The following is a 12,715-nucleotide window of genomic DNA, read 5'->3' on the forward strand; positions in this document are numbered from 1 at the left end:
TCTTTTTCACCCAAGCCGCCGGAAAGCGCCTCCGGCGGCTTGACGCCCATTGGAAAAATAGGTTAACTTCCTCCGCCTGACGCAAAGCGTCTGTTTTCAATCAGAATTTTTCATTTCATCCCTGCAAAAAACAGCGGGATGGAATTGCTTACCAGCTTTTCAAGAGGCGTATATGTTGGAGATAGCAGTAATCCGATAACCCCAACCCCTGTTTCGTCAGGAGTTTCGGTTATCGATACGCGCATTTTCGTGGCGAGCATGAACGCATGCTTGCCGTGTCGCATATTTGATTACTGCTACAGGTTCCAACATGAACATTTCCAAGCCGGAACAACGGACGTTGCACGTCCTCGCCAAAGGCGGCCGCATCATATTTACTCGCAATAGCTCAGGTAAGGTGACATTCGTTGAATGCTACACCCGCGAGGGCTATGTGCTTGCCGACTGCACGTTGCCGGTCTTCACTAAACTCAAAAACAAACGCCTTATCCATTCAAAAAGCGGAAAGCCTTATCAAATCAATATGGCCGGGCTGAAAGCCGTACGTCCGCAATTGGATAACCAGTAAAACCTCATTCCCTGGCGGCTGGCGACAGTCCGCCAGGGCTAGCCTTGTTTGGCAAGCAACAACGAGACAACACATGAATTTCCATATTCGCAATGAACAATCAGATGACTTAGAAGCGATCTCCCGCGTCACCGAACAAGCGTTTCTGAACGCGCCTCATACCAGTCATACGGAGCAACATATCGTCAACGCGCTCAGGCAGCGTGGCAAGTTGACCATTTCACTGGTGGCGGAAGCGCAGGGCGAGCTGATCGGTCATATCGCTATTTCCCCGGTGGCTATCCAGGGCCATCAAAGTTCTGGGCAAGCCGATGCCGCTAATATTCAAAACTGGTACGGCCTCGGCCCGGTTTCCGTACACCCGGATCGACAAGGCCAGGGCATTGGCTCCGCCCTTATCAGGGAAGCATTGAGCTGCCTGCAAGCGCATAACAACGCCGCTGGCTGCGTGCTCCTCGGTGAACCCGATTACTACGGCCGATTCGGCTTTAAACCTCATCCTGGTCTGGAGTTACCCGGCGTCCCGCCGGAGTACTTTATGGCGCTGGGGTTTGGCGGAGATGCGCCAGTCGGCGTGGTGAAATATGATGAAGCGTTTGAAATAGAGGCTAACGCCTCCAGCTGAAGACCTTCGCAAACGGCGACTTAAATAACGTGAAACTTTCCCCCAAGCTTGATTCCGTTCTTGCTAAGGAAGCCTCGGCGAATAAGTCGCTCCGGTTTTCTAAAGCTGAACGGTCAAGCATTGGGGGCAATCTGAATGTGTGTAGCTGCTACAGCTGTTTGACGACCAGCGCTTTCGCCGCCATAACGGCGGTGGGGCTCAAATTCCACAGCATGGGCGTGTCGAGCAGCTCAAGCTTTTTCACCTTCGGCGCGCCCTCGGGCGCCACCAGCGCTACCGCCCAAAACAGATAGCTGTCTTTACTGTTTTCATTCAGATAGTCGTCCTTCCACACAGAAGGTTGCCAATCCTTGCGGGCGCTTCCTTTTAGCACTCTGTATGAGGTCGAGCCGTCTTCGTAGGTGACCTTGAGGGTGAAGTCACACCCCTGGCGTCGGCAGTAATCGGAGTATTTGGCTCTGGCGCCGCTTGAGATATCGGCGTTAATGCTGTTGAGGTCGTCCTGATCGATCGCGTCGACATACTCAATGGCGTTTCCTTTGTACCGGATCGGGTTGTAGAACTGCGACGCAGCGTCGGTCCCCGCGAGGCTGTACGTAACCATGATGAAGTCAGTGGTTTCATCAAACGACACGGGGAAGTGTTCCTTGATATGCCATCCCGCGTAGTGTTTGGTTTCTGGAACAAAGTCCGCCCAGTCGCCGTTGTCGTCAAGCACCTGAAAACCATCGTTGGAGGGATTCATCCTGGCGCGATTACGCACCCAGCGCTGCATTTTTCCTGCATTAAAATCCGAGAATAACGGGAAGTCGGCGTCGGGGTCTTTTTGCTCGTCCGCAGAGTGCATTGGGTCGAATCGATAGCAGCGTCCTTCCGCGTTTTTCTGGAAAACGCCACCGCCTCTTTCTCCGCTACAGACGAAGTAGCGGGAAGTCGGCGCGGTAAGGGGAGAGCGGAAATAGCCCTTGTATTGATCATATCCCCAGACGGAGCCGCTTAAACTGCCCTCTGCATAGGGATAGTAGGGGCCGTTTGCGTCTTTGCTGCCGCTCAACGAGTGTGGAAGACCGATGGCGTGTCCGCCTTCGTGCCAAAGCAGTCCGAGAGAGGGATAACCCATAGACGCCCCGGAGCCGGTGTAAGCCACGCCACCCAGTCCACGGGTTTTAATCGGACCCGTTTTGGAGTGGTCGATGAGCATGGATGGGGCGAAGGTGATTTTGTTCAGCGCCATGTCGCCCAGGGCGTATTCGATGTGCCAGACCATATCCAGAATCGGCCTGGAATAGTCCGGGTCCGCCGCGGACTCCACTTTCTTCGCCGGAGCCGAGCCTGACGGAGGCACAATCAGATAGTCCGATTCAAACACCCCCAACGGATGGTTAACGATATGGGTCTTTGAGAAGGGCATTCCCGCAAAGCCCTGTCCGGCGGTGTCGGGGGCTGCGAACATCACTTTCAGATCGTCGATTTTAAACGGGATATTGCTTTCATTGACGCCGTAGATCAGAAAGGGCAGCGATTGAATAGTGAGATCCAATTCAGGATGCATGGCGGGCGTAACGGTTTCCGATGCGCTCTTACCTTGCGCGACGACGCGGATATTCATGCCTTTAGACATGTCATCAGACGGAATCACCGCCGACCAGGCGTCATCCGAGTAGGGCAGATCGTGGCCCTCAGTGGGAGGAAGATCGCTCGGCTTTGACAGGTTCAGGGAAGAAAGTAACTGATGGTTTTTATCATAAACGCGCACTTCCGCAGCCTGCACGGCCTCGTCGAAGGTGGCTAATACCAGCGTGTCTCTTTTTTCGACCAATTGCAGCTCGCCGGATTCTTTAAGGTCCCAGCTCAGACCGCTTGGAGGTATAACGTGAGACTGGGCGAACTCAACCGAACGCAGCGATGTCGGTTCCAGCGGGGCGTCATCATTGGATGAAGAATTATCGTCGGGCGCCACATCGCCGCTATTATCGTCGCTCGCTTGAGTCCCTTCCGACTTATTGTTGTCGTTCCCTCCGCAGCCGGACAATTGTCCAGCCAATACTAACAAAACCATGGTCATAGATAGCTTCATAAAAAGCACCTCATCTATTTTCCGAATCAGTTGTTTAGCGGTGTAAGACTCCTCTACGGCGCCATCGCTGACGTCAGTGCGAAGTCATGAGTTTTATTTTTCTTTGAATCGTCGGCGTGTTGACTGTGAAGGCGTCTGACTATGCAGGGAGAGCCGTTGTCGCGTATTCCTGATAAATACTGGATCGACAGGCTCTCTGTGTCGGCGGTGTGGCGTCACTCCCTGATACTTTTCCAAACGCTTCCTCGAAGCGCGGTAATAGGAAAATACACTGCTCCACCCGATAGATGTGACGCCATCATCTGCATTAAGGAGTAGTTTATTGGTACAACGAAACCTTAAACCGGTAATCCATTGCAATGGAGTGACCCATTAGCCGCTTAAACTAATCGTGATAAGTTTCACCTACAACCCTCAATCACAACAGATTCTCACTACCGTGACCCAGCCCGCAAAGTTGAAGAAAAGTGCGGGGCGATTTTGGTGCGTAGTGGTTTTTTGTATGGGAATCAGTGCGCTAGGATGGGGCGTGGTGATCATCGCAAAGAAGACTGCTGGGGGCGGTGGCTTCTGCTGACTCATTTTTATCAGCCTTCGCCTTATCTGATGTTGTTTATTAGCTTGGAGCTATGCAAACAGTGACCTTCCTGACAGAAGCACGTTGTCGGATTGGTTTTCCGCTAAGCTTAAATCAACAGCGAGTGAGCGCTTTACGTTCTTTTCCACAGGTGAAAAATGCCTGCTTCTCGAAGTTGAAGTATCAAGATGAAGGAAAGATTCGTATTGCCTTGATTATTGAGTCCACTGAAGCCTCAAGAGAGGGGCGGGGATGTGCTAGCCCGATGAGTGAGAGAGGGATCATGGTTAGACCACTATATTGTTAGCGTAGCGCTTTGCCACTTCATATCTCCCAGTAATGCCTGGAGTTTGTTCTTGAAAATGAGGAGAGAACATAATGATTTATGACGCAGTTCTTGTTGTTAAAGAAAAATTTCATTTAGAAGATTTACGTGAATTTTTACTTGGACATGGGTTTTATGAGGGGAGGGATGTCTATCATGATGCTGTATTCTATTTTGAGTATGGTGATGACACTGTTGGGGTGATATATGATGCTTCGATGGGATATGATAAGTATGTGAATAGAGCGGATTATAGCGACTTTTCGGTTTGGGAGGAATGCCTTGGAAAGTAAAGTATTGTTCTACCTTTAGTTATTCCTAATGCGACTGTTTATATGCCTCTTTATATTTATTGCGCGGCTATTGTTGCTAGTAAGTGGCAGCTCCTTCTTGATGATGTTGATGGGAAAGTTTATGTTGGATTTGAAGCTATTAAAAAACTTTATATTGAGAGAAATAATGGGGAAATTGTTAGCTTGAAAGAAATTTGACGAAAACTAGTAATGCTCTGAGTCAATCAAGTCGCAAGTCGATGAGAGCGCAATGGCGGGGAGGAGCCTTACATTTTACATCCAGTCCAACTCGGTCTAGGCTGAAGATTAACCTATTATTTGTAAAGGCGTGGGGTCATGTTAACCCCCTAATGCTTCAAATTCAGCGTTGCGCGTTACCCATCCTATCTCCCTGTACTGCCTATGAGGACGTTTACCACGAGAGCTGTCTTTTTGATCTGTTAAATCGCTCCTTATGCCTATTCTCTATTATCACTTGTAGCTGTTTACTAGTCGATATCCTAGACTGCAGTGTAATTGAGGAATTAGATGAAAAATGAGTATTTATCATTTTTTGAAAATTTATGAAGAAGGATCATCAGGGGCTTTGGGTGGTGCTGAGCTGCTAGCTAAGTTAGAGAGTATTGATGCTGACTTGGAGGTTGTAAACTATATCATAAGCGAAATTAGAAGCTTGATAGAGGAAGTGGACCCATCAAAGATGAGAGTGCTACTGAAAGCCGCTTATATATACCGCCTATCAGACTTTGCTGAGCCAATATCCCAGTTACTGCAAAATCTGGCTAGTCGGTCGGATGATGAAATTTATACATGCATTTGTGAAATAGAATTCTCTTTTACGGTACTTGGTTTGATTGGATGTGAGAGCGCATTGCCAGTGTTGGAACTATATTCAACGAGGTTCTTTCATTGGGATGACCTGTTTAATATAAATAAGGCTGCTATGTATGCAATCGCTGGAATTAGTGGCAATGCAGCTGATGAAATACTTGAAAAACTTAATAAAAGCCAAAATGAGAGTGTTAGATACGCTACTCTAATGGTTTTAGAAAGAAGGAATGTTAAGTGTAGATAGATGTGCAGTTTGTATAGTGCTGTTGCTGGGAAGGAAAAAGCGATGACTCGACTATTAAAATTACCTTGTGAAGGAGACTGTAATTTAATTTGTGTATCTGCCTATCACTAGTACCCTATAGCGGGGTTAAGGATAGGTAGACAATGAACCAGAAAGAATTAGAAGCATTTGCCCGTGAGGCAGCCAAATCTCTGAAAACAGAAAAGGATCTCAACGAGTTCCGTCAGATGCTCACCAAGGCGACCGTGGAAGCCGCGCTCAATGCAGAGCTGGATGTGCATCTGGGATACGAGAAACATCAATCTTCAAATTCAGACAATAGCCGTAACGGCTATTCCAGCAAGACCCTCCGTACCGAGGACGGTCAGTTTGAAGTTAATACTCCCAGAGATCGTCAGGGCAGCTTTGAGCCTCTACTGGTCAAGAAGCAGCAGACCCGCTTCACCACCATGGACGACAAGATTCTCAGCCTCTACGCCAAAGGCATGAGCACCCGAGAGATCGTGGCCACCTTTAAGGAAATGTATGGCGCGGATGTCTCTCCCACCTTAATCTCCAAAGTCACGGATGCCGTGATTGAGCGGGTGGTGGAATGGCAGTCTCGTCCTCTGGATGCGGTTTATCCCATCGTATACCTGGACTGTATTGTGGTGAAGATCCGCCAGGATAAGCAGGTGATCAACAAGGCGATCTATCTTGCCTTGGGAGTGAATCTGGAAGGTCACAAAGAACTGTTAGGGATGTGGATCTCTGAAACCGAAGGGGCGAAGTTCTGGCTTAATGTGCTGACCGAGTTACAGAACCGGGGCGTGAAGGACATTCTGATCGCCTGTGTGGATGGTCTGAAGGGTTTCCCCGAAGCGATCAATACCGTGTATCCCCAAACCCGGATACAGCTCTGTATCGTGCACATGGTGCGCAATGCGGTGAAGTATGTGCCATGGAAAGACTATAAGCCGGTCACAACAGATCTGAAGCGGATCTACCAATCGGCCACCGAAGAGGAAGCCCTCTCAGAGCTGGACAAATTTGCCGAACGATGGGATGAGAAATATCCCCAGATCAGCCGATCCTGGCGGCTTCACTGGGAGAATCTCAACACTCTGTTCCGCTACCCGGAAGACATTCGCAGGGCCATCTACACGACCAATGCCATTGAGTCCCTTAACAGCGTCATTAGGAAAGTGATCAAGAAACGGAAGCTGTTCCCCACGGATGATTCCGCGAGAAAGGTGGTGTATCTGGCGATCATGGATGCGTCGAAGAAATGGACGATGCCGATCAGGAATTGGAAGTCAGCGCTGAACCGATTTATGATCGAGTTCGAAGATCGCTTAACGGAGTATCTTTAATAACCAGGCAGATACACAGAATTATTTACAGGGTCTTGTGAAGTCTCGTTTAATAACTTTTTGAGTGTCTTTATCCTTTCTTAACATGACTCGAATGCACATTATATAGCGTGGGTCTCTTACCGAGTAAGTATTGGTTGTCGTGCTCTTGTTTAGCAAAGGTTTATTTCCCTTGGAAAGCTCTGATAGTATTGAGCCAATTCCCATTTTTGTTTCAGGAATAGTTTGGGGGAATTCTTTTTTTACTAACGATTCAACTCTGTTTGAATCGAACTGGTGAACTCGTATTTTAGAAATGCAAAATATTACTTGATTTCTTCTTGCAACCGTAGTCTCTCTACTGTTTAGGTGCCCTTCGATAGCTTGGAATCCATGTCTTAAGCCTTGAATAAGCCAGTCTTTATCAGCTCTCTGGAGCATGCCTTCTTCATAAGTCCAGTTGTTGTCTTTAATTTCATGAGCTAGGGCTTCACAATATTCATGAACTCTTTGGGCGGTGCCTAAGGTAATATACCAAACATGTTTTGATATGGCTTTAAGTGTTTTATCGTCGAAATTGACTTTCAGCTGACTAAATCCTTTTGATACTATGAACTCAACTTGATTTTCATCCAAGCTTGTCACTTTCCCTATCTCACTAATTCTATTTGCTACTGACTCGAAGTTTTTTGTTTCTCTAAAATAATCTAATACTCCATTTGGGATTCCAACAATTAGAAGGTTTATGTTGTATTGTGAGTATCTGGAGTCGTCAAGGAGTATAATTATGTCTGCTAGTTCTGACATTATACTTTTGTTTTCAAATATTGACTCTAAGTTGTCGAGAACTAATATTTTTTTTCCTTTATTGCTGTTGTCAAATATTTTAAAAGCCTCCAGAAGCGGCTCGTCTTTCTTTATCTCGTAATTACCTGTGTTTTTTAGCGAGCCTTTAGCAATAGCCACTCCAGCTTCAGCTGACTTTTCTTGACTAAACCCTATCTTTTTTGCTGTTCCAGACTCGACTAAGACGCTACATATCTCATTCGTCAAAGACCCCAGCCTTGAAGCATTTGCGCAGTTGGCTATAGAAAAAGGAGTATTTGTTTCACTTAAAACCTTTTTATATAGCCAGGATTTTCCATTTCCACTATCCCCGAATATTATTGTGTGAGAATTTCTTGATAAGGCGCGATTTAATTGCTTTTCATGAACTGGTCTGTGAACATACATGGAGCTGTTTACTTTACTGTTTCTAGGTGTAAATACCTCATTTATATCTTTTCTTTTCATGATAGTATTCTTTTCTAAAATTATTCTGTTAGAAATTTCATTAAGAGCTAATGCTTTTGCGGGGTTATTAAAAGCTAGACTCACCGTTAAATAATTTCAAGTTTTGCATATTCGATTTTGTAATAACTGATCGGTTTTTGATTGTTAAATACTATTTATATTAATTATTTAGCCTTGCTTGATTTTAAATGTGTCTTGATGGGAGCGGAATAATTATAGTTCGCGTAATAGTGGGGCGCCTTGTGCAAGGTATGTTTAACTTTAAAAGTCATACAGTGTCATTAGGCATGCTTTTAAAATTAGCTCAAGTCTCATGGGTGTCTTGCTGTCCACTTGACCTTAAGTTTCTTACTCCACTATCGTCATTATGTGCTTCGCGTCTTCGTACGCCTACTGTGTATCTCAGCTCTTTTTTGTCTACTTCTGATGTCAAATGAAAATTGAACGCTAGGTAGTAGCCTGCGCTCAATGGATAGGCTTTGTTGTAGTTTAGGCCTAGCCAACGCCTTTGCCGCGAATAGCTTAGTGCGGTTAGTCGACGCCATTGATTTCTTCCTGGTAGTAGACTTCTGGATGATAAGTGACTAACACAAGTATTTCGAATGCGATGTAGCCTTGAGATTGAGGCTGTCAGAATCATTATTAGAGGCGACTGCTCCTATAGGCTTCAGGTAGATAGTCCTTCATTTTTAATGACATCTATAACTTCGACAATGTTGTTGATAATAGTTTCATTGAACTTGGGTTTGTCGACAGATGTCGGGCTGTAGTACGCGGACTTCATCTTGGCATTGAATGCCGCCTCGATGCCAACATAACTATCTTCTACAACGAGGCAATCTGCTGGGGCTTTATTCATAATTTTTGCTGCATGTAGAAAAATATCCGGTTCAGGCTTCCAAGAGTTTATTTCATATGAGCTGAAAATGTTGTCTCTAAAATAGTCCAGCAATCCAGTTACTCTCAGTGAGAGTAGGATTTTCTCCATTGGAGCTGAAGATGCCACACAAAAGGGAATGTCGAGTGTTTCTAATAACTCTAATACCCCATTGTTAGGCTTTAAATTTGTTGATATTAGCTGATTCATCCTGTGTCGATAGTTGACTTCAAAGTCTTTTGGAAGTGTTGTTCTGTACTGTTGTTCTATGGATTCGATGATTCTCGCTAACTTCATTCCACGATAGTTGTTTAAGAGAGTTGTCGGGTTGCTTTCTAAGCCTAGTAGAGCTAACTCCTCGTGTAGAGCTAGATTGCATAAATGTTCACTGTCGACGAGTGTTCCATCACAGTCAAAAATTATTAACTTCATTTTTCTTAGTATCGTCCTTTCAATTGTTTTATTTTGAAGCGTTATAATATGTAATGCCTACTCGCAAAAGGCAAAATTGGCTTTTCCGGGTAGCCTGAAGTGCAAGTCATAGCGCACCATCCTGTATTCCTTCACCGTAAGTTCAGAAAAATCTAACCCTTTGCCCGTTAAAAGTCGCTTCGGCAGTTGCATGATCATAGAAAGCCCAATAATTTCTTAACTATCAGACTTTTCGAAGCGCGACCATCGACATAATGCGCTTGGCGTCTTCGTACATGCGTTGGTATCTCAGCTCCTTATTGCCTATTTCTGAGGTCAAATTGAAATTGAACGTCAGGTAGTAGCCAGCGCCCAATGGATAAGCCCAGTAGTAATTGAGACCTCGGCCGACGCCTTCGCCGCGAATGCCGTAATGCAGCCAGTCGACGCCGTTGAGTTCTTCTCTGTAATAGACTTCCGGCAGATGGGTTACTAACGCCAGTTTTCCGAGTGGAATGTAACCTTGGGCGCTCATTTCCTCTGGGTGCTCAAATGCGTACCGCGCCTCCCAGTTGGCTCCGGGTTTTCCGCCTTTATTTTTCTCAGTTTCGTAGTAGTCCCATAAGTCCTTTTTCAGGTATGTCTCCAGGCTATCGAGGTCTCCCTCGGCAACTGGGGTGTGGGACTCTGCGCGGTTTACGTCAATCGTGAGGCTCATGTCACCGAGCTTACCGGAATAGCCTTGTATGAATAGGCCTCTGTACGCCCACCATTCAAAACAGGCATGTACATACTCCCGATTGAACTCTTTCTCTACGCTCGACATAAAAGCGTTCGGAGTGAGAAGAACCTGTGTCAGGTCAGGGTCTTTGTGTTTGGCTAACCTCTGAACATTGCCCGGCAATCTGAAGACCAAGAGATAGTCGCCAATCCGGCATTCCTTCGCGGTCAGTTTTGAAAAATCCGGCCCTTTGCCTGTTAAGGCAGATTTGAGTAATTGGTTGATCATTATCAGCTCTTGTAAAGCTCCATCATGGACATGATACGTCTGGCGTCATCGCGCATTCGTTCGGACCGCATTGATCGGTTTCCTATTTCGAGCTGCATCCAGAAACTGACGGTGAGGTAGTAATCCTTGCTTAAGGGATAGGCCCAGTAGTAGGTATGGTGGTGTCCGGCCATGCCTTCCGAGTTGATGTGGTAGGCGAGCCAGTCGACGCCATGGATGCGTTCTTTGGTGTAGGGATCAGGTAGTTTCACCAGAAAGCCTGAGACAGGCGTATCGCCCATCAAAACCTTGTTGTTTTCGTAGTGCTGTCTGGCCCTCAGGTTAATGCCGCCGCCAGTTTCTTCTGTTTCGTAGTATGTCCAATACTCTTGTTTCAGGTAGGGCTCCAGACTATCGAGGTCGTCCTCCGATATGGGGGCGTGAGGCTCTGCGCGATTAACATCCACATGCAAAGACATTCTTCCTAGTTGGCCAAAACTGCCTTGTAGGAAAAAACCGCGATAGGCCCACCACTCAAACCCCATTTGCACAAAGGTGCGGTTGAACTCTTTGTCGCACTCATATGTCGCGAGCAGGTCATTATTTAGATTTAAGTGCGAAGGATTGGGCTTCTTAGGTATGCCAATATCAATGGCGTTCCCTGGCAGTTGATACCTCAGCCGGTAGTCTCCGATGCTGCATTCCTTTGCAGTAAGCCTTGAAAAAGCAGGCCCTTTGCCCGTTAAAAGTCGCTTCGGCAGTTGCATGATCATAGTAAGCCCAATAATTTCTTAACTATCAGACTTTTCGAAGCGCAACCATCGACATAATACGCTTAGCGTCTTCGTACATGCGTTGGTATCTCAGCTCCTTATTGCCTATTTCTGAGGTCAAATTGAAATTGAACGTCAGGTAGTAGCCAGCGCCCAATGGATAAGCCCAGTAGTAGTTCAGACCTCGGCCGACGCCTTCGCCGCGAATGCCGTAGTGCAGCCAGTCGACGCCGTTGATTTCTTCTCTGTAGTAGACTTCCGGCAGATGGGTGACTAACGCCAGTTTTCCGAGTGGAATGTAACCTTGGGCGCTCATTTCCTCTGGGTGTTCAAATGCGTATCGCGCCTCCCAGTTGGCTCCGGGTTTTCCGTCTTTATTTTTCTCGGTTTCGTAGTAGTCCCATAAGTCCTTTTTCAGGTATGTCTCCAGGCTATCGAGGTCTCCCTCAACTAGCGGGGACTGAGGTTCTGAACGGTTAACGTCGATAGTGGCGCTCATGTCGCTGAGTTTGCCGAAATGGCCTTGCAGGAATAGCCCCCTGTAAGCCCACCACTCGAATTCTATTTGTACAAAAGCTCGGTTGAACCTTTGCATGGTTTCATATGAGCTAAATAGACTTGGTTGCAAATTAAGCTGCGTCGGTTTTGGTCTTCTTGGTCTTCCAATATCAATCACATTTCCGGGAAGCTTGTAGTGCAAGTCATAGCGCCCGATCCTGCATTCCTTTGCGGTAAGCTCAGTAAAATTCGGCCCTTTGCCTGTTAACGCAGGTTTGAGTAATTGGTTGATCATTATCAGCCTTTACGAAGCTCCATCATGGACATGATGCGCCTTGCGTCATCGCGCATGCGTTCGGACCGCATAGAGCGATTTCCTATTTCGAGCTGCATCCAGAAACTGACGGTGAGGTAGTAATCCTTGCTTAAGGGATAGGCCCAGTAGTAGGTATGGTGGTGTCCGGCCATACCTTCCGAATTGATGTGGTAGGCAAGCCAGTCGGCGCCATGGATTCGTTCTTTGGTGTAAGGATCAGGTAGTTTCACCAGAAAGCCGGAAACAGGCGTGTCGCCCATCAGAACTTTGTTGTTTTCGTAGTGCTGTCTGGCTCTCAGGTTAATGCCGCCGCCAGTTTCTTCTGTTTCGTAGTATGTCCAATACTCCTGTTTCAGGTAGGACTCCAGACTATTTAGGTCGCCTTCTTTGATTGGCGAATGGGGCATTGCGCGATTGATGTCAATGTCCATACTCAGGTCGCCGAGTTTTCCAAGATGACCTTGCAGGAACAAACCTCTATAAGCCCACCATTCAAAATCCATTCGCACAAAAGTGCGATTGAACTTTTGCTCGCTTTCATACATGTTGAATAAGTCTGGCTGCAAGTTGATCTGCTGGGGTCTGGATTTTTTAGGTCTTCCTGTATCAATCACGTTTCCTGGCAACTTGTAGCGCAACCTGTAATCACCAATACCGCATTCCTTGGCCGTCAGTCCTGAAAAATCTG

General features: G+C 46.7%; 13 protein-coding genes. 6 read left to right on the forward strand and 7 right to left on the reverse strand.

The features are described from left to right. The first annotated feature begins 310 nt into the window (after positions 1–310). Both O5O45_RS08750 and O5O45_RS08755 read left to right on the forward strand, forming a co-directional pair. A complete protein-coding gene (locus tag O5O45_RS08750) occupies positions 311–568 on the forward strand; it encodes a YjhX family toxin (protein ID WP_011397548.1) in 258 nt (85 codons plus the stop codon). Between the two features lie 73 nt (positions 569–641). Continuing rightward, complete coding sequence (locus tag O5O45_RS08755; RefSeq protein WP_305904832.1) at positions 642–1,193, forward strand: GNAT family N-acetyltransferase; 552 nt, start codon at positions 642–644, stop codon at positions 1,191–1,193. A gap of 148 nt (positions 1,194–1,341) precedes the next feature. Here the strand turns inward: O5O45_RS08755 and O5O45_RS08760 are convergent, their stop codons facing one another. Beyond that, positions 1,342–3,270 (reverse strand): M66 family metalloprotease, encoded by a 1,929-nt coding sequence (locus O5O45_RS08760; RefSeq protein ID WP_305904833.1) that lies wholly within the window; start codon positions 3,268–3,270, stop codon positions 1,342–1,344. A 955-nt stretch (positions 3,271–4,225) separates the two neighbouring features. On the opposite strand from O5O45_RS08760, the gene O5O45_RS08765 reads away from it, so the two are divergent. The 4 genes from O5O45_RS08765 to O5O45_RS08780 all read left to right on the forward strand — a co-directional run bounded on the left by O5O45_RS08765 (position 4,226) and on the right by O5O45_RS08780 (position 6,892). Continuing rightward, on the forward strand, positions 4,226–4,465 hold the full coding sequence (locus O5O45_RS08765) for a hypothetical protein (RefSeq protein ID WP_305904834.1): 240 nt from the start codon (positions 4,226–4,228) through the stop codon (positions 4,463–4,465). 42 nt (positions 4,466–4,507) lie between these two features. Beyond that, on the forward strand, positions 4,508–4,663 hold the full coding sequence (locus O5O45_RS08770) for a hypothetical protein (protein ID WP_305904835.1): 156 nt from the start codon (positions 4,508–4,510) through the stop codon (positions 4,661–4,663). 337 nt (positions 4,664–5,000) lie between these two features. Next, on the forward strand, positions 5,001–5,540 hold the full coding sequence (locus O5O45_RS08775; RefSeq protein WP_305904836.1) for a hypothetical protein: 540 nt from the start codon (positions 5,001–5,003) through the stop codon (positions 5,538–5,540). Between the two features lie 143 nt (positions 5,541–5,683). Further along, the gene (locus tag O5O45_RS08780; RefSeq protein WP_305900391.1) at positions 5,684–6,892 is read left to right on the forward strand and encodes an IS256 family transposase; all 1,209 of its coding nucleotides are present in this window, start codon (positions 5,684–5,686) and stop codon (positions 6,890–6,892) included. Between the two features lie 21 nt (positions 6,893–6,913). Here the strand turns inward: O5O45_RS08780 and O5O45_RS08785 are convergent, their stop codons facing one another. The 6 genes from O5O45_RS08785 to O5O45_RS08810 form a co-directional block, all read right to left on the reverse strand. After that, positions 6,914–8,164, reverse strand: a complete 1,251-nt coding sequence (locus O5O45_RS08785; protein ID WP_305904837.1) for an AAA family ATPase — start codon at positions 8,162–8,164, stop codon at positions 6,914–6,916. Positions 8,165–8,831: 667 nt separating this feature from the next. Next, a complete protein-coding gene (locus O5O45_RS08790) occupies positions 8,832–9,473 on the reverse strand; it encodes an HAD family hydrolase (RefSeq protein WP_305904838.1) in 642 nt (213 codons plus the stop codon). Between the two features lie 223 nt (positions 9,474–9,696). After that, positions 9,697–10,278: a hypothetical protein gene (locus tag O5O45_RS08795; RefSeq protein ID WP_371747980.1), complete on the reverse strand. Its 582-nt coding sequence runs from the start codon at positions 10,276–10,278 to the stop codon at positions 9,697–9,699. A 185-nt stretch (positions 10,279–10,463) separates the two neighbouring features. After that, positions 10,464–11,213: a hypothetical protein gene (locus O5O45_RS08800; RefSeq protein ID WP_305904840.1), complete on the reverse strand. Its 750-nt coding sequence runs from the start codon at positions 11,211–11,213 to the stop codon at positions 10,464–10,466. A gap of 25 nt (positions 11,214–11,238) precedes the next feature. Next, positions 11,239–11,808 carry a hypothetical protein gene (locus O5O45_RS08805; RefSeq protein ID WP_371747981.1) on the reverse strand — a complete coding sequence of 190 codons (570 nt, stop codon included), beginning with the start codon at positions 11,806–11,808 and terminating at the stop codon, positions 11,239–11,241. A 200-nt stretch (positions 11,809–12,008) separates the two neighbouring features. After that, the gene (locus O5O45_RS08810) at positions 12,009–12,593 is read right to left on the reverse strand and encodes a hypothetical protein (protein ID WP_371747982.1); all 585 of its coding nucleotides are present in this window, start codon (positions 12,591–12,593) and stop codon (positions 12,009–12,011) included. Positions 12,594–12,715 lie beyond the last annotated feature (122 nt).

Origin of the sequence: Hahella sp. HNIBRBA332 (assembly GCF_030719035.1) — a bacterium.
In the GTDB taxonomy this organism is placed as follows: domain Bacteria; phylum Pseudomonadota; class Gammaproteobacteria; order Pseudomonadales; family Oleiphilaceae; genus Hahella.